Origin of the sequence: Lentisalinibacter sediminis (assembly GCF_040706615.1) — a bacterium.
In the GTDB taxonomy this organism is placed as follows: domain Bacteria; phylum Pseudomonadota; class Gammaproteobacteria; order Steroidobacterales; family Woeseiaceae; genus Lentisalinibacter; species Lentisalinibacter sediminis.
Map to the genome: position 1 here is coordinate 1 of NZ_JAPDRF010000003.1, position 21017 is coordinate 21017.

The window sequence follows — 21017 nt, forward strand, 5'->3', positions numbered from 1 at the left end:
GGTGCTGGGCAACACCGAGCTTCGCCAAAGACTGATCACCGCCGCCGCGGCCTGATCGACAACCCTCAAAAAAACAACGCCCCGGAATGCTCCGGGGCGTTGTCGTTAGTGCCGGCCCGCAGGGTTTTGACACACCCTGAATGGCGCCCTTTTTTTGTCCGGGAATTGTGACTCGCATCACACCGGGCGAGTCAGCCCTCCGGTAACTTCTCTCTCGAATCTTCTCTTATCGCTCGGAGAAGATTCCTCCAACCCTCAAATCTCCTAAGTTGAGGCGAGATATTAGCCGGCAGGGATGCCGGCTTTTTTTTAGTCAAGTTCGCTTAGAGCACTCGCGAAAACTGACACGTTGGTCGCCGGGAAAGCGCTTCCATACGCTGCGAAGCGATTGCCCGCTGAAATGGCCGGAAGAGCCGCCTGCCCCAGTGACTGCGTCATGTCGACACTAAATCCGCCAATCACAGCAGTACCAGTTGTCCGATCAACAGACTGGACGGGTCCAGCTACTAGAACTTCTGTGGAACCAGGAACATGGGCCTCAGGGTAGACAACCGCGGTCAATGCCCTAAACGTGCCGTCCTTACCAACAACACCTTGGAAATACGTCATGTTACCTGCAGAAAAGACACCAGCCGCATTCTCAGGAAAACTACTTAAGTCCACTGTACGGCCAAGTACCTGAAGCGTACGACTACCGGTCACAGCGTCTACGGGAGCAAAAAGTTCGATGAGTGAGGATGAATCTACATCCTTCACACCGCTGCCTACTGCAATTGCATCGACACCACTGCCAACCTGGATAGCGAACACGCCACTACCAACCTGGATAGCTCGAACTCCGCTGCCAACGGCAATTGCGTCCACGCCGCTGCCGACCTGGATAGCGTGAGCACCGCTACCCACTTGAATCGCGTGAACTCCACTTCCGACAGCAATAGCGTCTACACCACTGCCAACCTGGATAGCATGCGCGCCGCTGCCGACCTGGATAGCGTGAGCGCCACTACCCACTTGGATCGCGTGTACCCCACTTCCGACGGCAATAGCGTCTACACCGCTGCCAACCTGGATAGCATGCGCGCCGCTGCCGACTTGGATAGCGTGAGCGCCGCTACCCACTTGAATCGCGTGAACTCCACTTCCGACAGCAATAGCGTCTACACCACTACCAACCTGGATAGCGTGAGCGCCACTACCCACTTGGATCGCGTGCACCCCACTTCCGACAGCAATAGCGTCTACACCACTGCCAACCTGGATAGCATGCGCGCCGCTGCCGACCTGGATAGCGTGAGCGCCGCTACCCACTTGGATCGCGTGTACCCCGCTTCCGACAGCGATAGCGTCTACACCACTACCAACTTGGATAGCATGCGCGCCGCTACCGACTTGGATAGCGTGGACACCGCTACCAACCTGAATCGCGTGCGCCCCACTACCGACAGCAATCGCGTCCACACCACTTCCTACCTGGATAGCTTTGGACCCGCTACCCACAGCGATTGCCTTGGCACCACTCCCAACGCTAATCGCATGCGTTGAAGACGTGGCCTGCTCGGCAGTCACATGCGAGGCCGCAAACCCCAGCGCGACGGCAAACGCAATGCCCCAAGTCATCCTCATTGTACTTCTCCTAAGTTTTCGCTCTGACAGCTCGCTCGTGCTGCCATTAGTCCCAGTCAATCGGGCGTCCTAGCCGTCAACTGGGTTTCTATTTCTTGTCCTCTTCGCTCGCAGAGTCGGCCTCATCCAGGAACTGATAGACGCCGACCCCGGCATACACTCTCCGAATTCCTCGTCGCGCCGCTCTGATGGCTGGCGTATCCGGAGCGTTATCCGAAAGTTCATTCGCCACGATCCAGGAATTGATCGCTTCCAAAAACTCCGCCGACCTATCTCTTACTACTCTCTGAAAATCTGGGTACTTCGATTCCGGAAATCCCTGATCGGAATACACCAACCGCTCTACTCGCTTCGTTGCCGCGTATCGCTCGTCATTATTGTGATTGAGCGTATCCGCGATCCTTTGTATTACCGTGCCTAAATGCTCAATGCTCGCTTCATCCATCGGCGAGGGAAGATACGTAGAGCTCTGCAGCTTCAGCGTTCCATCGTCAAATTGCTTAACAGCATCGATCCTCAAGAGTTCATCCAACATCGCCCTCGGCAGCATGTCCCCGCTGTAGAGCTTGACCAGCTCCGTGAAACTCGGCTCGTCTCTATCGGCATCGAAAGGCAACTCAAGAGGAACACCATAGGCTCCTGTGTAACGCGCGTTTCGCTGCCACTCGTTCAGTACCCGAGCGACACGGGACATGTTGCTAAAGTCTCTTTGAAACGACTCCCCCCTCCTAAGCCTCGCAATCTCTTTACGAGTGAGCCCAGTGAGAATTGCCAATCGTGTGTTGCTAACCCGAGATCGACCCTCGATCGCGAACTCTTCTGAAGAAGCAACATCTACGAAGACTTGTCTGACAATCTCCTCTAAGTCTTTAGCCACCATCCCACTTCGCAGCAGAATCCTGACGAGCGGGTTAAGCAAACGCCTAAATGCCTTTCGCAGGCTGTCTCTGATCTCCGGCGATCCAGCAGCGGCCGCGTTATCCGCGCTCATCTGGTGGAACTTCGTATTTTCTGGGTTCTTAACATAGTTTCTAATTATTTCAAATACAAGCGAGAAGATGTAAAAGGCGGTATCCGCTTTGCGACATAATTCTCCTCTTTCGGAGACAAATTGACAAATTTTTCCCAGAATTGACTGAAATTCGCCAAGTAGGAGGACCGATCGCCCGAGTGGGTAGCCGGTGGGTAGCCAGTCTAGTTCACATAACTCACTGATTTTATGTCAACTAGATGTGACACAAAATTTGTTGAGTCGCTGCGTCGTTAGATCTAGAAGGGCCCGCGTACGCGGTCAGATTTTTGTGCGATCGCACAAACAAGCGCGTTGGGTAGGAAAACCCAGGATAGGCTCTTAATGCCAATTTTGCTGCGACAGATCTGATTCTGCGCAACTCTCCCTAACACCGACCGAAGGAAGAGGTCCAACGGGCGGCAGTTATTAATCCCCTTGGAAATAGTAGAGCCCAACTCCGATTACTTCATTGGAATTGTCTGCTTCACTCTCGTGAAGCGCTTCATACGCCCCAAAAAGGTCATCGATGGATTCCGAGAACTCAATCAAGCGGCTGCTGACGATACGCCGAAGTCGTTTAGCGTCTTCGGCGCTAATTCGCTTGGTTTCGACGGTCCTCTGCACATAGGTGCTAACACCTTTATCCAACGAATCAGCGTTGTGAGCAACCGTCTGTCCCAAGGCGCTCAAACCAACCAAGCCCTCCGCGATTTTCTCCGACGATGTCGGAAGAGAGAAGCTTCGTTTCAGCGCCCTCAGACGTCCATCCTCATCCTCGCTTACAGCGCCAACCCTCTTCAGTTCAGTCCGCATAGCCCCAGGAGGAATATCTCCACCGTACTTCTTTACAAGCGCGGCAAAGGAGTTGTTGTGATCATCGAAATCGAGCGCGGCAGGCTGTCCATCTTCGTCAAGAAATAACGGATCTGTATGCCAGAAATGCAGTACATCTGAAGCAGGCACAGTACGATAAACTCTGCTCGCTTCCGCTCCGTCTATTTTCGAACGAATTCGTCTGATTTCTTTCCGGGTAAGCCCCGTCATAACGGCTACACGGGAAATATTGGTTGGACGACCACGTAAGCCATAATCAGTCGTCGAAACATCTACGAAAGCTGTCTTTGCTATCTCAGCAAACTCTCTATATCCAATACCTGAACGCAGAAGAATCCTAGCCACCTGCCTCATGAGGCCATAAAGAGCATCAAGAATTTTCTGTTGAGTAGCGCCGAGCATGGCGCGGAATATAGGACTGCCAACAGGTACGGTCAATTAATTCCAAATGCTGGGAAAATCGCCCCATTTGCCAACTGTCCGACCCACTGTTGTCCCTCCCTCGCAATTGAGCCTTTTTCGTTAGACGCTATCTGCGACCTGGATCATCTCCCCCAGCCTATCCTCATCAATCGTCTCAATGCCCAGAGCCTCGGCTTTTTCCAGTTTGCTGCCCGCGTTCTCACCGACTACGACAAAGTCTGTTTTCTTCGAGACACTTCCGGTCACTTTGCCGCCTGCCGCGCGGATGCGGTCCTTTGCTTCATCCCGGGTCATTGACTTGAGCGTTCCCGTGATCACGACGGTCTTGCCGGCGAATGGTCCGGTTTCGGATACCGCACCCGCCGCCTTGCCCTTGGGCCAGGTGATGCCGAGATCCTGCAGAGCCTGTATGACCGTGCGGTTGCGGTCTTCTGCGAAGAACGCATGGATGTGCGATGCGACTACCGGTCCCACGTCCGGTACCGCTTCCAGCGCTTCCTGATCCGCGGCCATCAGTGCGTCCAGGTCGCCGAAGTACTGCGCTAGATTCGCAGCGGTCGCCTCGCCCACCTCGCGGATACCGAGCGCGTAGAGGAAGCGATCCAGGGTCGTCTTCTTGCTGTTCTCCAGTGCCGCGACGAGGTTCTCGGCGGATTTCTCGCCCATCCTCTCGAGTTCGGCGAGTTCCTCTGCCGTCAGCCGGTAGAGATCGTCCGGGGATTCCACCTTGCCGGATTCAACGAGCTGCTCGACGATTTTCTCGCCGAGCCCGTCGATGTCCATGGCACGGCGCGAGGCGAAGTGCCGGAGCGACTCCTTGCGCTGGGCGGCGCAGATGAGACCGCCGGAGCAGCGGGCGACGGCCTCGCCTTCCGGGCGCTCCACCGCCGATCCGCAGACGGGGCAGTGTTCGGGCAGGCTGATCTGCCTCGCGTTCTTCGGACGCCGGTCGGTGACCACCGAGACGATCTCGGGGATGACGTCTCCCGCCCTCCGCACGATGACGGTATCGCCGATTCTGACGTCCTTGCGGGCGATCTCGTCCATGTTGTGCAGGGTGACGTTGCTCACGGTGACGCCACCGACGAAGACGGGCTCCAGGCGGGCCACCGGCGTGACGGCGCCGGTGCGTCCGACCTGGAATTCCACGTCGCGCACGACCGTGAGTTCCTCCTGGGCCGCGAATTTGTGGGCGATGGCCCATCGCGGTGCACGGGAGACGAAGCCGAGTTCGCGCTGATGATCGAGTCTGTCCACCTTGTAGACGACACCATCGATCTCGTACGGGAGCGAGTCCCTTTTCTCGGCGATTTGCCCATAATAACGAAGGCAGCCCTCGACCCCGCTCACGGTCTCCGTCTCCGGACAGGTACGGTGGCCCCAGTGGCGCAGCTGCTTCAGGATCCCACTCTGACGATCGGGCAGATCGCCGCCGGAGTATTCGCCGATGCCGTAGACGAAGATCTCGAGCGGCCGCTTCGCGGTGATGCGTGGGTCCAGCTGGCGCAGGCTGCCCGACGCCGCGTTGCGAGGGTTGACGAAGGTCTTCTCACCCGCTTTCTCCGCCCGGCGGTTGAACGCCTCGAAGCCGGCTTTCGGCATGAAGACCTCGCCGCGGATCTCGATGACGCGCGGATAACCGGAGCCGCGCAGGCGCAGGGGGACGCTGCGGATGGTGCGCACGTTGTGGGTGATGTCCTCGCCCGTGGTTCCGTCGCCGCGGGTGGCGGCCTGCACGAAGCGGCCGCCCTCGTAACGCATGCTGACGGCGACACCGTCCATTTTCGGCTCGGCGTGGTAGACGAGTTCTTCGCCCTGCTCCTCGTCCAGCTCGAGTCGGTCGATCACCCGACGATGAAAGTCCCGCAGCTCCTCTTCCGAGAATGCGTTGGCAAGTGAGAGCATGGGCACGCCATGCCGGACCTCGCCGAATTCGCTGACCGGTGTGGTTCCCACCCGCTGGGTCGGCGAGTCGGGGTCCTGCAGTGCCGGGTACTCCTCCTCCAGCGCTTCCAGCTCACGCATGAGCCGGTCGTACTCGGCATCGGGGACGGAGGGATCGTTGAGAACGTAGTAGCGGTAGTTGTGCTGGCGGATCTCCTCGCGGAGCTGCTCGACGCGTTTTCTCTTGGCGGCGGGAACGCTCACGGAGCGCCTTCAGCTCACGGCCAGACCGTGCTGGTACTGGATGATCTCCTCGCGCAGGAACCGCTCACGCTGAACGCTCATGGTGCTGCCGGCCTCGTCGAGGAGTTCCCCGTTCAGCGAGTCCGCCAGTGCGCGGGCGGTTTCCATCATCTCGTCGAAGGCCTCGGCACCGTCCTTCGGTCCGGGCAGCACCATGAACATGCTGACACCGGGCAGTTCCTGCTGGCGGATGTTCGCAAGATCGAAGGTGCCCGGCTCCACGAGGCTGGCCACGCTGAAGACGATGCTCTCGTCGTCGGTGCCCTCCACACGGTGGAAAATGCCGAACTTGCCGTGGCGCAGGCCGAGGCCGCGCAGGGCGAGTACGACCTGCTCGCCGTTAAAGTGATCGTCGCCGCGTGCCACCAGTCGCAGCGTGACGATCTTCTGCTCGATCTGCGGCTGTTCGGCCGTCTCGGCGTTCTCCTCGCTGTCGCCGACGAAGTCGCGGGTCTCGCCGACCGGGATATCGTCGTCGAAACCGTCATCGTACTCGTCATCGTCGCGGACGGTAGCGTCGGGCTCGTCCGCTTCCAGCTCCGGGAGTGAGGCCGTGTCGTCGTCGGCGCTGACGTCGTTCTCGTCGAACGCAGGCTCCAGCCTCACCTCCGGCTGGGACTCACGGCGCCGGGCCTGACGTCGGCTGTGCCAGTACACGAGGCCGACGACGGCGATACCGACCAGGAGAAGGATGACGCGTAATTCGTCCATGGCAACGACCAGCGACGCCGGATCAGCTCGCCGCCATTTTCACCGCCTCGTCGAGATCGACCGATACCAGGCGGGAGACGCCGGGCTCCTGCATGGTAACGCCAGTGAGCTGGCGCGCCATCTCCATGGTGCCCTTGTTGTGCGTGATGAACACGAACTGCACCTGGGACGACATTTCCTGGACGATATCGCAGAAACGGCCGACGTTGGCGTCGTCCAGCGGCGCATCCACCTCGTCGAGCATGCAGAACGGCGCCGGGTTCAGCTCGAATATGGCGAATACCAGGGCGACGGCGGTCAGCGCCTTCTCGCCGCCCGAGAGCAGGTGGATGGTGCTGTTGCGCTTGCCGGGCGGCCGCGCCATCACGGTCACTCCCGCGGAGAGGAGGTCCTCGCCGGTGAGCTCCAGGTAGGCGTGCCCGCCGCCGAAGAGCTTGGGGAACAGTCGCTTGAAACCGGCGTCCACCAGGTCGTAGGTCTCGCGGAAGCGCGTACGCGTTTCCTTGTCGATCTTGCGGATCGCCCCCTCCAGCGTGGTCAGGGCCTCGTTCAGGTCGGCCAGCTGGGCGTCGAGGTATTCCTTGCGCTGCGACTGCTCTTTGAATTCGTCGATCGCGGCAAGATTGATGGGCCCGAGCCGATCGATGCGGGCGCCGAGCTTGTGCAGGTTCTCTTCCCAGACCTCGGCCGAGGCGTCTTCCTGCATCTCCGCGAGGACCGTCTCCAGCTCGAAGCCGGTCTCGGCAAACTGCTCGGCCACACCTTCGCGGCGGACACGAATCTCCTGTACCGCCATGCGCACCTGGTCGACGGCCTGGCGGGCCGACTCCACGGCGGTCTCGTTGGCCAGACGCTGCTGATCGAGTTCCCTGAGCTCCGCATCCACGGCTTCCACCGCGCGGCGCGCCTCGGCCAGGGTGCCTTCCACTTCCACGCGCTCGCGCAGCTGCACCTCCAGCGCCTCTTCCTGGCGCCGGATCGGCTCCTCGCCCGCAGCGAGCTGCTCCTTGAGCCCCGCCTCGCGCTGGTGGAACTGACCTAGCTGGGACTTCATGCGCGCGAGACTCTGACTGGCGGACTCCCGTGAGGAACGGCGCGACTCGTATCGCAGTGCGATCGCCTGGGTCTCGGCCCGGTCCTGCTCCGCCTGCTGGCGAACCCGCGCGAGTTCGCCGCGGAGCTGCTCGCGCTGGGTCTCCAGCTCCGAGCGCTGCTTCTCGAGCGAACCCACATCGGCACGCGACTGCTCCAGATGCTGACGGCTGTCTTCGAGCCGCTGCCGTGTGGCCTCGACTTCCCGGTCGATATCGGCGGTCTCCGTGCGGAACGACTCGATGCGTTCCTCGATCTGGGAGAGCCGATACCGCGCGCTCTCGAGCCGGGCCTGGGCGTCGGCCTGGCGGCGATGTCGGTCTGCAGCCGCCTGCTGCACGGATTCGCGCTGCTCGTCGAGGCTCTCCAGCCGTCGGCGCGTATCGTGCAGGGTCTTCTCCAGTGTCTCCACCCGCACACGCTGCTCGCGCAGTTCGTCCTTCAGCATGCGCATCTCCTGCTCACGCTTCAGGATGCCGCCCCGCGCGTCCTTCTCCCGGTTGACTCGCAGCCAGTTGCGGCCGAGCCAGATACCCTCGGCGGTGATGATGGATTCGTTGTCCTCCAGGCGGTCCCGCAGCGCGAGCGCCGCCGGCAGCGAGTCCGCCGTGCGCACGTGCTGCAACTGGTCGAGCACCGCCTGGGGTGCGGCGCGGACCCGGGCCGCGAGACGGCCTTCTCCGGTCGCCAGGGAGCTCTCGCTCCCCTGCACGAGTGTCAGGGAGCCTTCGTTCAGTTCTTCCAGCGAACGGGTGGCAGCGACGAGATCGTCCACACAGACCGCCTGCAGGTAGGAACCCAGCACGGTCTCCACCGCACGCTCCCAGCCGTCCTCGACCTTGAGACGCTGTGCGAGCCGCGGCCGGTCGGCGAGCCCTGCGGACTCGAGCCAGCCGCCAACGGTGCCGTCCGCCTCGCCGAGCGCCGCCTTCTGCAGGGCCTCCAGCGAGGTATAGCGGCCGCTCGCCTTCTGCAGCTCGTCCTTGCGCGCCTCCAGGTGACGGCCGATGCGCACCTCCTGCTCCCGCAGCGTGGCGATCTGCTGGCGTAGCTCGTTCACCCGGGCGTCCGCCTCTTCGGCTGCCTGCCGCAGCGCACTCTCCTCGCCGGTGAGACCGGAGACGGCCTCTTTCTGCTCGTCGACGGAGAGGCCGCGGGAGTCGTCTCCGATCCGCTGGCGGCGCTGGCTCAGTTTCTCGAGCTGGCCCTCGAGCTGCTCGATCCTGGCGCGCTCGACTTCGCCCGACTGCTCCACGTCGCTCGCGCGGCGCACGAACTCGTCCCAGCGCGACTGCCACGACGCCATGGCTTCCTCGGCGCGCTGCAGCGAATCGGCCGAAGCAGCCTCACGGCCCCGGGCCTGCTCGAGGTCCGGCGTCAGCTCGTTCAGTGCCAGCTCGAGCTGGTCCAGCTCGTTGCGGTCCTGCTCGATGTGGTCCTCGATCTCGCGCGCCGCGGCCCGGGCCTGCGCGAGGTCCTGCTCCTGGCGCTGGCGCAGCTCTCTGCCGTGCTCGATGGCCTGCTCCAGACGGGCGATCTCGGCACCGATGCGATAGTAGCGGCCCTGGATCTCGTTGAAAGCCTCGCTGCGCTCGCTCTGGCCCACGCGGGCCTGCTCCATGGCGGCCTCGATGCGGCGCTGTTCGGCCACGGCCGCCTGCAGGGCATTCTCCTTCTGCGCCTGGTGGCGCTCCTGCCCCGCCGCCCGGGCATCCAGGTCCCGCAGCTTCAGGGCGAGCAGTTCGGCCCGGGTGCGGCGCTCTTCCGCCTTCAGGCGCTTGTAGCGTTCCGCCGTCTTCGCCTGGCGGTCGAGATGCTTGAGTTGCTTCTCGACTTCGTCCACCAGGTCGGCCAGACGCTCCAGGTTGTCCTTGGTATGGCGGATCCGGTTCTCGGTCTCCCGGCGCCGGTCCTTGTACTTGGAGATGCCGGCGGCCTCTTCCAGATAGACACGCAGCTCTTCCGGTTTGGCCTCGATCAGCCGCGAGATCATGCCCTGCTCGATGATCGAATAGCTGCGCGGCCCCAGCCCGGTGCCGAGGAAGACGTGGGTGATGTCCTTGCGGCGGCAGCGCGTGCCGTTCAGGTAGTAGGTGGAGATACCGTCGCGGGAGACGGACCGCTTGATGGAGATCTCCGAGTACTGGGCGTACTGCCCGCCGATGGTGGCATCGGAGTTGTCGAACAGGAGCTCGATGGTGGCCGCGCCGACCGGCTTGCGAGCGCTGGAGCCGTTGAAGATGACGTCCGTGATAGAGTCGCCCCGCAGGCGGCTCGCCGAACTCTCTCCCATCACCCAGCGCACCGCGTCGATCACGTTCGACTTGCCGCAACCGTTCGGGCCTACGACGCCGACGAGGTTGCTCGGAAACGAAATGGTGGTGGGATCAACGAAGGACTTGAAGCCGGATAGCTTGATTTTGCTCAGTCGCATCTGGTGATCTTACGGCAATAGCCCGCCAAAACGCGCTAGTGTAAAGTAAATTCCGGACGGTGACGATTGCCAGGAAAATCGACGCAGACCGGCCACACGAGGAGCAGAAATCCCGATGAGCGAGATTCGTTCGCCGGCCCCCGCAACGGGCCCGAGCAAGCAACTGGAGACGTTCGAGAATCCCAACCCCGGCCGGGATTATACCATCCGGATCACGGTGCCCGAGTTCACCTGCCTCTGTCCCAAGACCGGCCAGCCGGACTTCGCCACGCTGTATCTCGAGTACGTCCCGGACGCACGCTGCGTCGAATTGAAATCGCTGAAGCTCTACGTCTGGTCGTTTCGCGGCGAGGGCGCCTTCCACGAGGCGGTCACGAACCGGATCCTGGAGGACCTCGTTGCCGCCATGGAGCCCCGTTTCCTGCGACTCACCGCCGATTTCAACGTGCGTGGCGGCGTGTATACCGAGGTCGTGGTGGAGCATCGCCGGGCCGACTGGGAGCCGCAGATTCCGGTGGTTCTCCCGCCTCCCGCCGGCGGCGAATGACCGCCATGCGGCACCGCTCGGCGGAGCCGCGTTTCCACCCGAACAAAAAGCCGGAAATGTCGCTTTTCAGAGCGCGTATTGGATGTATAATCCCGCGCTTTTGACGCGCCTTTCCCGGAGAGAGATGATGCCTGCAAAGAAGAAGGCAACGAAGGCCAAGAGCCGCAAGAAGACCGCTTCCAAGTCGAAGGCCGCGCCGCGCAAGAAGGCTACGGCAAAGAAAACGGCGAAGAAGAAGGTCACCAGGAAAGCGCCGGCGAAGAAGGTCGCCAAGAAGAAGGCCGTGAAGAAGAAGGCGGCCGGGAAGAAGAAAGCGACGAAGAAGGCCCCGGCGAAGAAAAAGGTGGCAAAGAAGAAGGCGGCAAAGAAAAAGGCTGCCACCAGGAAAGCGCCGAGCAAGAAGAAGGCCGCCGGCAAGAAGACCGCCAGGAAGGCGCCCGCGAAAAAGACCGGAAAGAAGAAGGCCGCGAAGAAGCGTACGCGCAGCCGCTCGGAGGTGCTGTCCGGTCCCCTGCACGGCCTGGAGCCGTACAAGCCGCGGCGGGGCGAGGAATACATGAGCGCCGAACAGCTGGATCACTTCCATCAGATCCTGAGCGCCTGGAAACGCGAGCTGATGGAGGAGGTCGACCGGACCGTGCATCACATGCAGGACGAGGCGGCCAACTTCCCGGACCCGAGCGACAGGGCCACCCAGGAGTCCGAATTCGGACTGGAGCTGCGTACCCGCGACCGGGAACGCAAGCTGCTGCGCAAGATCGACGCTGCGCTGAACCGCATCGACGAGGGCACCTACGGCTACTGTGAGGAGACCGGCGAGGAGATCGGGCTGAAGCGGCTCGAGGCGCGCCCGGTGGCGACGCTCTGCCTGGAGGCGCAGGAGCGCCGCGAGCTCGCCGAACGGCAGTTCCGCGACCGGGACGACCAGTACCGCTGAGTCACGCGGCGCGGACGGCGGAGCCCAGTTGAACGCCGATCCCCCCCGCGTGCCCGGCGTGGGCCGCTTTGCTCCCTCGCCCACCGGCCCGCTTCATTTCGGTTCATTGCTGGCCGCCGTCGCCAGCTATCTCGAGGCCCGCGTCCGCGGCGAACAATGGCTGCTCCGGATCGAGGATATCGACCCGCCCCGGGAAGAGGCCGGCGCGGGCGAAGCCATCGTCCGCTGTCTCGAGGTCTATGGTTTCCAGTGGGACGGACCGGTGCTGCGGCAGAGCCGCAACGAGAAGCGCCACCGGGCCGCTGTCGAACGCCTGCTCGCCGACGGCCTCGCCTACCCCTGCCGCTGCACGCGGCGCGTCCTCGCCCGTACGGCCCGCCAGGGCGCGATGGGACCGATCTACCCGGGCACCTGCCGCGACGGCGGCGGCCGCGGCGCACGCGCGATACGGGTGCGCACGACGGACGAGCCCATCGCCATGGTCGACCGGCTGCAGGGGCCCATCGAACAGCGACTGGAGAGCGAACTCGGGGACTTCGTGATCCGGCGCCGGGACGGTCTCGTCGCCTACCAGCTCGCAGTGGTGATCGACGACGCGGTGGACGGGGTCACCGACGTGGTCCGGGGCATCGACCTCCTCGACTCGACCCCGCGCCAGATCCACCTGCAGCGCCTTCTCGGGCTGCCAACGCCGAGCTACATGCACATCCCCGTCGCCGTGGGCGCCGATGGCGAGAAACTGAGTAAACAGACAGGAGCCGCGCCCATCACCATCGAGGCGCAGGCGGTCGCGCCCACGCTCTGCCGGGCGCTCGCCGGCCTGCGCCAGGAACCGCCCGCGGATCTGGCGGGCGCCAGCCCGGATGCCGTGTGGGAGTGGGCCCTTGCCAACTGGCGGCCCGGGAGACTGCGCTCGCTGGCGAGCGTACCAGGTGCCTGAGGGGTCTTTCCGCTATGCAGCAAAATCGGCTATCTTACGGGCATGAGTGAAACCCGAATCATCAAGAAGTACCCCAACCGCCGGCTCTACGACACCGAGGAGAGCCGCTACATCACGCTGGCCGATATCAAGCGCCTGGTGCTGGAGAAGGCGGATTTCACCGTCATCGACAAGAAATCCGGCGACGACATCACGCGGAGCATCCTGCTGCAGGTAATCAGCGAGCAGGAGGCCCAGGGCGAGCCGATCATGAGCCAGGACTTCCTGTCCCAGATCATCCGCGCCTATTCCAGCGCCATGCCGAATTTCGTCAGCACCTACCTGGAGCAGAGCCTGAAGCTGTTCCTGAACCAGCAGAAGCAGGTGCGCACCCAGGTCAAGAAGGTGGTCGGCGTCGATCCGGTGGCCGCCGTGGCCGGCGTCACACAGCGAAATTACGCGCGCTGGAAATCGGTGCAGGAGGAGATTTTCCGTACTCTGACGGGCACCCGGAAGGAAGACGAAAAGCCTGAGGACAAGCGGGACAACGAGCGTTGAATTTCTTGCCCGCGAGGGGTTGACACCGGCCTCCCGATAGCCTAATTTGTGCACTGCAGCAGGCTTCATGCTCCCCCGCTACCTGCTGCACATGCCTGAAGGAGTGCAACACTCCGATTGGCTGGCCCCTCGCGCTTGCGAGGGGCCTTTTTTATGCCCGACCGGCATGCGCGCGAGACGGCCATGGACAAGCCAGCACCCTTTCAGCCGCCCCGGTGGCTGAAGAACCGCCACGCCCAGACCCTGTTCACCAGCTCACCGCTGTGCCGCCCGCCGGCACCGCGGTGGCGCCACGAGACGGTGGAGTTGCCCGACGGCGACTTCGTCGAGGCCCACTGGCTGGACCCCGCCGTCGTTCGGCCCGCGACCACCCTCGTGCTGCTGCACGGCCTGGAAGGCTCCAGCGAGGCGACCTACGCCCGCATGATGGGCCCGACGGCGGTGGCGCGGGGCTGGCGGCTCGTGGTTCTGCACGCGCGTGACTGTGGCGAGCGCCGCAACCGCCTCCCCCGCCGCTATCATGCGGGCGAGACCGGCGACCTGCGCTATTTCATGGGGCGCCTCGCGGCGGAGCAGCCGGACGCCCGCTTTCTCGCCGCAGGCTACTCCCTGGGCGGCAACGTCCTGCTAAAGTATCTCGGCGAGGAAGGCGCCGACAGCCCGTTCACGGCCGCCGCCGCCGTATCGGTGCCGTTCCAGCTGCGCGACTCGGCAGAGGCGCTGAACCGGGGCTTCTCACGCTTCTACCGCTGGTACCTCCTGCGCCGGATGAAGGCCGCGATGAAGCGGAAGTTCACTTCGGATACCGCACCTTTCGACTGGCAGGCCGCGCTGCGCGCGCGGGATTTCGTCGCCTTCGACGATATCGTCACGGCGCCGCTGCACGGCTTCCGCGGCGCGGCGCATTACTACGAGGAGTGCTCCTCGGGTCGATACCTCGAAGGCATACGGACGCCGACGCTGATCCTCAACGCCCGCGACGACCCGTTCATGAGCGCCGCCGCCATCCCGGACGCCGGATCACTGCCCGGCTCCATCCGGCTGGAGATCACCGACGCCGGGGGCCACATCGGTTTCGTGAACGGGCCCGCGCCCTGGCGGCCTTCCTACTGGATGCCCGCGCGCCTCCTCGCCTGGTTCGACCGGGCGCTGGCCGCGCCGGATCACGGCACCAGCCGCATCTGACGCTACCCTGCGCGTCCGCCACCAACCGGACCGGCATGAAAAAGGCCGGCGGCGCTCACGCGCCTGCCGGCCTCTCGCCTTCGGTTCACCGTCGGCCAGGGCCGACGGCTGCAAACCGGGTCAGGCCGCGTCCACTTCCTTCATGCTGAGACGGATCCGGCCCTGACGGTCCACTTCCAGCACCTTGACGCGCACGATGTCGCCTTCGGAAAGCTTGTCGCTCACCTTCTCAACGCGTTCGTTGGAGATCTGGGAGATATGCACGAGGCCGTCCTTGCCCGGCAGGATGGTGACGAAGGCGCCGAAGTCCATGAGCCGCGCCACGCGGCCCTCATAGGTGCTTCCCACCTCGACGTCAGCGGTGATCAGCTCGATGCGGCGCAGCGCTTCCTTGCCGGACGCACCGTCCACCGAGGCGATCTTGACGGTACCGTCGTTCTCGATGTCAATGGTGGCGCCGGTCTCCTCGGTAATGGCGCGGATGACGGCGCCGCCCTTGCCGATGACGTCCCGGATCTTGTCGGGGTCGATCTTGAACGTCATGATGGTGGGTGCCCAGTCGGACATCTCCTCGCGCGGCTCGGCCAGCACCTTGTTCATCTCGCCGAGAATGTGGAGGCGGGCTTCCTTGGCCTGCGCCAGGGCCTTCTCCATGATCTCGCGGGTGATGCCCTCGATCTTGATATCCATCTGCAACGCGGTGACGCCCTCGGATGAGCCGGCCACCTTGAAGTCCATGTCGCCCAGATGGTCCTCGTCGCCGAGGATATCGGTCAGGACCGCGAACTTGTCGCCGTCCTTCACCAGGCCCATCGCGACGCCGGCCACCGGCGCCTTCAGCGGCACGCCGGCGTCCATCATCGCGAGGCTCGAGCCGCAGACCGACGCCATGGAACTGGAACCGTTCGACTCGGTGATCTCGGAGACGACCCGGATCACGTAGGGGAACTCGTCCATATTCGGCATGACGGCCTGGATACCGCGCCGGGCCAGCTTGCCGTGGCCGATCTCGCGCCGCTTCGGGCCGCCCATGAAGCCGGTCTCGCCGACGCAGTACGGCGGGAAGTTGTAATGGAGCATGAAGGGCTCCTTGTACTCGCCCTCCAGCGCGTCGATGATCTGCGCGTCACGGCCGGTGCCGAGCGTCGCAGTAACAATCGCCTGCGTCTCGCCGCGGGTGAACAGAGCCGAGCCGTGGGTGCGCGGCAGTGTGCCGACACGCACGCTGATCGGGCGCACGGTCGCGTGGTCACGGCCGTCGATGCGCGGCTGGCCGTCCAGCACCCGGTTGCGGACGGTGGACTTCTCGAGTTTGCCGAGAGCGGCGGACACCTCGTCAGCACCGTAAGCCGGCTCGTCGCCGCCTGCCAGGGCCTCGAGAGCCTCGCTCTTCGCCTTGCCGACCGCCTCCTGGCGCTCCTGCTTGTCGCTGATCTGGTAGGCCTCGGTGAGCGCGCCGCGCGCAATCTCCGCCACCTTCTCCTCGAGGCTGGCATCGGTCTCGGGAGGCTGCCAGTCCCACGCCGGTTTGGCCGCCTGGCGCGCCAGCTCCTCGATCACCTCGATCGCCGCCTGCATCTTCTCGTGGCCGAACATGACCGCGCCCAGCATGACGTCCTCGGGGAGGATGTTCGCCTCGGACTCGACCATCAGCACGGCTTCGCCGGTGCCGGCCACCACGAGGTCCAGCTGGGAATCCTCGAGCTGGCTGGCCGTCGGGTTCAGCAGATACTCACCGTCCCTGTAACCGACCCGCGCGGCAGCGATCGGGCCCCGGAATGGCATGCCGGAGAGTGCCAGCGCCGCCGAGGCGCCGATCATGGCCGGGATGTCCGCGTCGATCTCGGGATCCAGGGAGATCACCGTAGTGATCACCTGCACCTCGTTCATGAATCCTTTCGGGAACAGCGGGCGGATGGGACGGTCGATCAGGCGCGACGTCAGCGTCTCCTTCTCGCTCGGCCGACCCTCGCGCTTGAAGAAGCCGCCGGGGATGCGGCCCGCAGCGTAGGTCTTCTCCTGGTAGTTGACGGTCAGCGGGAAGAACGGGCGGCCCGGATCGGCTTCCTTGCGGCCGACCGCCGTCGCGAGAACGACGGTGTCTCCCATGCTGACCATGACGGCGCCGTCCGCCTGTCGGGCAACCTCGCCCGTCTCCAGCGTCACTTCATGATCGCCGTAGTTGAAACTCTGCTTGATTACTGTCACGCCTGATCCTTCTGTCTGCTAATGCGAAAACTGGATGCAGATCCGGCGACCGCGGGGTCGACGCACCTGCATCCAGTCCATGTTCCGATTCTGCGCTGGGGTTGTCGGTCAGCAATTGCCGATCAGCGATTGCCGATCAGCGGCGCAGGCCGAGCCGCTTGATCAGGTCCTGATAGCGGTCCTGATCCTTCTTCTTGAGGTAGTCCAGCAGCTTCCGACGCTTGTTGACCAGCATCAGGAGCCCCTTGCGGGAATGATGATCGCGCTTGTGCTCGGAGAAATGCTCGGTGAGATCGGTGATGCGTGCGGACAGCAGCGCGACCTGGACCTCCGGTGACCCGGTGTCGGCGTCGCCGCGGCTATACTCCTTGAGGATGCTGCTCTTGCGTTCAGTCGAAAGTGGCATTGTTCGAAAACTCCAGTCTCAGTGCTCTTTGGCCTTCTGTGCAGCCCGGCATTGTAACTCGGGTCCGGGCCCGCTAACAATCTAAATACAATCTAAATTTCGGCGCTTTTTCCGCCATGCAGGAATACCCGCCGGGGCCGCACGGCGCCTGCGAACGGTATCTCGCCCACGCCGAGGAAGCGACCAGCGCGGTCATAGACCCGCAGATGGCCCTCCCGTGCCGAGTAGTCCGCCGGCACCTGCTGTCCCTGCAGGAAGCGTCCGGCAGCGTCGTCCTCGACCTCCGCCGCCGGCCAGTCCGCCAGCGCGGCGTCCACCGGCTGCAGGTAGCCGTCCAGCGACTCGGCGGATGCCGCATCCAGCCTGTCCAGCGTCACCATCGCAGCGGCCGCAAACGGCCCGACGGCCACCCTCCGCAGGGCACGCGTGTAGCCCACGGTGCCCGCAGCCGCCGCGATGTCTTCCACCAGCGTGCGCACGTAGGTCCCTTTCGAGCAACGCACCCGGAAGATGAGCTCCTCGCTCTCCCGCGCGATCAGCTGCAGCGAGCGGATACGCACGCGGCGCGCCGCCCGCTCCACTTCCCGGCCTTCGCGGGCCAGTTCGTACAGGCGCCGGCCGTCCTTTTTCAATGCGGAATACATCGGCGGCACCTGCTCGATCTCGCCGGTAAAGCGGGTGAACAACGCCTGCCAGTCCGCGCCGTCCAGCTCCGGCAGCTGCGCCGTCTCGATCACCCGGCCCTCGGAATCGCCCGTGTCGCGACGCTCGCCGAGACAGGCGCGCACGAGATATTCCTTCTCGGCGTCCAGCAGCCAGGCGCTGACCTTGGTGGCCTCGCCGAAGCACAGGGGCAGCAGGCCCGTGGCCGCCGGGTCGAGGCTGCCGGTATGGCCCGCCTTGCGGGCGCGGAATATGCCTCGCACGCGCTGCAGGGCCTGGTTCGAGCTCAGCCCCTCCGGCTTGTCCAGCAGGACGATGCCGTGCACCTCACGGCGGGCCGGGCGGCGGCGCTGGGCAGGAGTTCCCACCTCATTCCTCCGACTGCCGACCGCCGCCGGCGTGTTCGATGAGATTGCTCAGCGCCAGCCCTCGCTCCGCGCTGTCGTCGTGCTCGAAGCGCAACTCCGGCACGTGGCGCACGGACAGCTCCTTGCCGAGACGGCTGCGCAGGAACCCCGCGGCACGGCGCAGGCCGTCGGCGGCCGCGTCCACGTCCGCCGCCGGGTCCAGCACACTGAACCAGACCTTGGCCACCGAGAGGTCGCGGGAAAGCTCGACGTCGCTCACCGAGACCTGCGCCAGCGCCGGATCCTTGCTCTCGAATCGCAGCAGCTCGTTCAGCACGCGCATGATCTGGCCGCCGAGCCTGCGGCTCCTGGGATATTCACGTGGCATGGCGGCGGGGGCGGTCAGTCGAGCGAACGGGCCACCTCGACCCGCTCGTAGCACTCGATCTGGTCGCCGGCCTTGACGTCGTTGTAGTTGCGTACGCCGATGCCGCATTCGGTCCCGGCCCGCACCTCGTTCACGTCGTCCTTGTAGCGGCGCAGCGATTCCAGCTCGCCCTCGTAGATCACGACGTTGTCACGCAGTACGCGGATGGGATTCGAGCGCTTCACGTAGCCGTCGACGACCATGCAACCGGCCACCTGGCCGAACTTCGGCGAGCGGAACACCTCGCGTACCTCGGCCAGCCCGACGATCTGCTCGCGGATCTCCGGCGACAGCATGCCGGTGATGGCAGCCTTCACGTCGTCGATCGCCTCGTAGATGATGCTGTAGTAGCGCACATCCACGCCGGTCTCCTTGACCGCGCTGCGCGCCGCGCTGTCCGCGCGGACGTTGAAGCCGATCACGATGGCGTTGGATGCCGAGGCGAGGTTGATATCGGACTCGGTGATGCCGCCGACGCCGGAGGAGATCACGTCCACCTTGACCTCATCGCCGGAGAGCTTCGTGAGTGCATCCCGCAACGCCTCGGCACTGCCGTGCACGTCCGCCTTGATCAGCAGCTGGACGCTGGTGGTCTGTCCCTCGGACATCTGCGAGAAGACGTCTTCCAGCTTGGCCGCCTGCTGCTGGGCGAGCTTCACGTCGCGGGACTTGCCCTGACGGAACTCCGCAACCTCGCGGGCCTTGCGGTCGTCCCTGACGACCAGCATCTCGTCGCCCGAATTCGGCGTACCGGAGAGACCGAGCACGACCACCGGCGTCGACGGGCCGGCACTGTCCACCGGCTCCTGGCTCTCGTCGAACATGGCCCGCACGCGGCCGTATTCCTCGCCCGCGAGGATGGCATCACCCACCTTCAGCGTGCCGCTCTGCACCAGCACGGTGGCGACGGCACCGCGGCCCGTCTCCAGGCTGGATTCGACCACTACACCCTTCGCCGGGCCCTCGGCCACGGCCTTCAGGTCCATGAGTTCGGCCTGCAGGGAGAGCGCCTCCAGCAACTCGTCCACGCCCTCGCCCGTGTGGGCGGAGACATTGACGAACAGCGTATCGCCGCCCCACTGCTCGGGAATCACCTCGTGCTGGGACAGCTCGTTGCGCACCCGGTCCGGATCCGCCTCTTCGCGGTCGATCTTGTTGACCGCCACAACAATCGGCACCCCGGCCGCCTTGGCGTGCTGTACCGCCTCGATGGTCTGCGGCATGACGCCGTCATCGGCGGCGACCACCAGGATCACGACGTCCGTCACCTGCGCGCCGCGGGCCCGCATGGCCGTGAAGGCGGCGTGGCCCGGTGTGTCCAGGAAGGTCACGCTGCCCTTCTCCGTGGGCACCTGGTAGGCGCCGATGTGCTGGGTGATGCCGCCGGCCTCGCCCGCCGCCACCTTGGTACGGCGGATGTAGTCCAGCAGCGAGGTCTTGCCGTGGTCGACGTGACCCATGATGGTGACCACCGGCGAGCGCGAGACTTTCTCGCCCTCCACCTCGACGTCCGCGAGCACGTCCTCGTCGACGGAGCTCTCGGCCAGCGGCTTCGCCGTGTGGCCCATCTCCTCGACGACCAGCACGGCAGTATCCTGGTCGATGACCTGGTTGATGGTGACCATGGCGCCCATGCCCATGAGCACCTTGATGACCTCCGGCGCCTTCACCGCCATGCGCTGGGCGAGATCAGCCACCGTGATGGTCTCCGGGATCTCCACTTCGCGCACAACCGGGGCCGTCGGCCGCTCGAAGCCGTGCTGGGAGTCCACGCTGACGGAGACGGGACGCCGGCGCTGGGGCCGCTTGCGCTTGCGCCGGCCGCTCTTGTCGCCGGCGACATGCAGTTCCTTGCGCCCGTAGCGCGTACTCTGGTCCTTCTTGGTCTCTTTCTCCCGGCGTTCCTTGGCGGCGGCTTCCTTGCGCTCCTGCTCGGCGCGCTCGGCAGCCTGCAGGGCAGCGGCGGCTTCGCTCTCGGCCTTCTCGCGAGCCTCGCGCTCCTGCTCTTCCTTCTCCTGCTGCTCGGCGCGGGCAGCCTCGGCCTCTTCCTTGCGGAGCTTCTCCTGGCGCTCGGCCTCGATGCGCTCCTGCTCCAGGCGCGCCGCCTCCTCGCGCTCCTGCTCCTCGCGGCGCTGGCGGTCGAGCTCGTCCTGCTGGGCCTTCGCCTGCTGCTCCAGCACGTCGCGCTTCACATAGGTACGCTTGCGGCGCACTTCCACGTTGACCGTGCGGGAACGGCCCTGGGCACCGGAGAGCCGCAGTTCCGACTGGGACTTGCGCTTCAGTGTGATTTTCTTCGGGCCGGCGCCGGCGCCGCTCTCGTCGCGCCCGTGGGAGCGACGCAGGTGCGAGAGCAGCTCGAGCTTCGCGTCCTCGCTGATCGTATCGTCCTGGCCGCTGACCTTGATGCCCGCTTCGTCCAGCTGAGAGATCAGCTTGTCGACCGGCACCTTCAGTACCTCGGCGAACTGTGCGACAGTGACTTCAGCCATACCTAAAACTCC

Annotated in this window: 17 protein-coding genes; 6 read left to right on the top strand and 11 right to left on the bottom strand. The window is 64.2% G+C overall.

Features of this window, described 5'->3' with window-relative positions:
* Positions 1-309: 309 nt before the first annotated feature.
* The gene (locus ACJMKX_RS04875; RefSeq protein ID WP_405221875.1) at positions 310-864 is read right to left on the bottom strand and encodes a hypothetical protein; all 555 of its coding nucleotides are present in this window, start codon (positions 862-864) and stop codon (positions 310-312) included.
* Between the two features lie 21 nt (positions 865-885).
* Between ACJMKX_RS04875 and ACJMKX_RS04880 the strand changes: the two genes are divergently transcribed.
* Entirely contained in the window at positions 886-1542 is a 657-nt protein-coding gene (locus ACJMKX_RS04880) for a hypothetical protein (RefSeq protein WP_405221878.1), read from the top strand.
* A gap of 169 nt (positions 1543-1711) precedes the next feature.
* On the opposite strand, the gene ACJMKX_RS04885 is transcribed toward ACJMKX_RS04880, so the two are convergent.
* From ACJMKX_RS04885 to smc, 5 genes are all read right to left on the bottom strand, one after another.
* A complete protein-coding gene (locus ACJMKX_RS04885) occupies positions 1712-2614 on the bottom strand; it encodes a DUF6502 family protein (protein ID WP_405221881.1) in 903 nt (300 codons plus the stop codon).
* Between the two features lie 447 nt (positions 2615-3061).
* The gene (locus ACJMKX_RS04890; protein ID WP_405221884.1) at positions 3062-3907 is read right to left on the bottom strand and encodes a DUF6502 family protein; all 846 of its coding nucleotides are present in this window, start codon (positions 3905-3907) and stop codon (positions 3062-3064) included.
* Positions 3908-3991: 84 nt separating this feature from the next.
* Complete coding sequence (ligA, locus tag ACJMKX_RS04895) at positions 3992-6040, bottom strand: NAD-dependent DNA ligase LigA (protein ID WP_405221887.1); 2049 nt, start codon at positions 6038-6040, stop codon at positions 3992-3994.
* A gap of 9 nt (positions 6041-6049) precedes the next feature.
* A complete protein-coding gene (gene zipA, locus ACJMKX_RS04900; RefSeq protein ID WP_405221890.1) occupies positions 6050-6790 on the bottom strand; it encodes a cell division protein ZipA in 741 nt (246 codons plus the stop codon).
* A 22-nt stretch (positions 6791-6812) separates the two neighbouring features.
* Positions 6813-10316, bottom strand: coding sequence for a chromosome segregation protein SMC (gene smc / locus ACJMKX_RS04905; protein WP_405221893.1), 3504 nt, complete (start codon positions 10314-10316; stop codon positions 6813-6815).
* A gap of 115 nt (positions 10317-10431) precedes the next feature.
* Here smc and queF point away from each other — a divergent pair, with 115 nt between their 5' ends.
* From queF to ACJMKX_RS04930, 5 genes are all read left to right on the top strand, one after another.
* Positions 10432-10863 (top strand): preQ(1) synthase, encoded by a 432-nt coding sequence (queF, locus tag ACJMKX_RS04910; RefSeq protein WP_405221896.1) that lies wholly within the window; start codon positions 10432-10434, stop codon positions 10861-10863.
* Positions 10864-11419: 556 nt separating this feature from the next.
* Positions 11420-11800 carry an RNA polymerase-binding protein DksA gene (gene dksA / locus ACJMKX_RS04915; protein WP_405223754.1) on the top strand — a complete coding sequence of 127 codons (381 nt, stop codon included), beginning with the start codon at positions 11420-11422 and terminating at the stop codon, positions 11798-11800.
* A 28-nt stretch (positions 11801-11828) separates the two neighbouring features.
* Positions 11829-12740, top strand: coding sequence for a tRNA glutamyl-Q(34) synthetase GluQRS (gene gluQRS, locus ACJMKX_RS04920; protein ID WP_405221899.1), 912 nt, complete (start codon positions 11829-11831; stop codon positions 12738-12740).
* A 42-nt stretch (positions 12741-12782) separates the two neighbouring features.
* Positions 12783-13277 (top strand): polyhydroxyalkanoate synthesis repressor PhaR, encoded by a 495-nt coding sequence (gene phaR / locus ACJMKX_RS04925; protein WP_405221902.1) that lies wholly within the window; start codon positions 12783-12785, stop codon positions 13275-13277.
* Between the two features lie 183 nt (positions 13278-13460).
* Entirely contained in the window at positions 13461-14462 is a 1002-nt protein-coding gene (locus ACJMKX_RS04930; RefSeq protein WP_405221905.1) for a hydrolase, read from the top strand.
* Between the two features lie 120 nt (positions 14463-14582).
* Here the strand turns inward: ACJMKX_RS04930 and pnp are convergent, their stop codons facing one another.
* From pnp to infB, 5 genes are all read right to left on the bottom strand, one after another.
* Positions 14583-16670, bottom strand: coding sequence for a polyribonucleotide nucleotidyltransferase (pnp, locus tag ACJMKX_RS04935; RefSeq protein WP_405221908.1), 2088 nt, complete (start codon positions 16668-16670; stop codon positions 14583-14585).
* A 136-nt stretch (positions 16671-16806) separates the two neighbouring features.
* On the bottom strand, positions 16807-17076 hold the full coding sequence (gene rpsO / locus ACJMKX_RS04940; protein WP_405221911.1) for a 30S ribosomal protein S15: 270 nt from the start codon (positions 17074-17076) through the stop codon (positions 16807-16809).
* A gap of 92 nt (positions 17077-17168) precedes the next feature.
* Complete coding sequence (gene truB, locus ACJMKX_RS04945) at positions 17169-18107, bottom strand: tRNA pseudouridine(55) synthase TruB (RefSeq protein WP_405221914.1); 939 nt, start codon at positions 18105-18107, stop codon at positions 17169-17171.
* Position 18108: 1 nt separating this feature from the next.
* On the bottom strand, positions 18109-18474 hold the full coding sequence (gene rbfA / locus ACJMKX_RS04950; protein ID WP_405221917.1) for a 30S ribosome-binding factor RbfA: 366 nt from the start codon (positions 18472-18474) through the stop codon (positions 18109-18111).
* 14 nt (positions 18475-18488) lie between these two features.
* Positions 18489-21005 (bottom strand): translation initiation factor IF-2, encoded by a 2517-nt coding sequence (gene infB / locus ACJMKX_RS04955; RefSeq protein WP_405221920.1) that lies wholly within the window; start codon positions 21003-21005, stop codon positions 18489-18491.
* Positions 21006-21017: the final 12 nt, after the last annotated feature.

Bases quoted from the DNA above. Each gene is read 5' to 3' on its own strand.
- rpsO (WP_405221911.1), bottom strand. From the start codon at position 17,076: ATGCCACTTTCGACTGAACGCAAGAGCAGCATCCTCAAGGAGTATAGC.
- rbfA (WP_405221917.1), bottom strand. From the start codon at position 18,474: ATGCCACGTGAATATCCCAGGAGCCGCAGGCTCGGCGGCCAGATCATG.
- zipA (WP_405221890.1), bottom strand. From the start codon at position 6,790: ATGGACGAATTACGCGTCATCCTTCTCCTGGTCGGTATCGCCGTCGTC.
- queF (WP_405221896.1), top strand. From the start codon at position 10,432: ATGAGCGAGATTCGTTCGCCGGCCCCCGCAACGGGCCCGAGCAAGCAA.
- smc (WP_405221893.1), bottom strand. From the start codon at position 10,316: ATGCGACTGAGCAAAATCAAGCTATCCGGCTTCAAGTCCTTCGTTGAT.
- dksA (WP_405223754.1), top strand. From the start codon at position 11,420: ATGAGCGCCGAACAGCTGGATCACTTCCATCAGATCCTGAGCGCCTGG.
- phaR (WP_405221902.1), top strand. From the start codon at position 12,783: ATGAGTGAAACCCGAATCATCAAGAAGTACCCCAACCGCCGGCTCTAC.
- ACJMKX_RS04930 (WP_405221905.1), top strand. From the start codon at position 13,461: ATGGACAAGCCAGCACCCTTTCAGCCGCCCCGGTGGCTGAAGAACCGC.
- ACJMKX_RS04885 (WP_405221881.1), bottom strand. From the start codon at position 2,614: ATGAGCGCGGATAACGCGGCCGCTGCTGGATCGCCGGAGATCAGAGAC.
- infB (WP_405221920.1), bottom strand. From the start codon at position 21,005: ATGGCTGAAGTCACTGTCGCACAGTTCGCCGAGGTACTGAAGGTGCCG.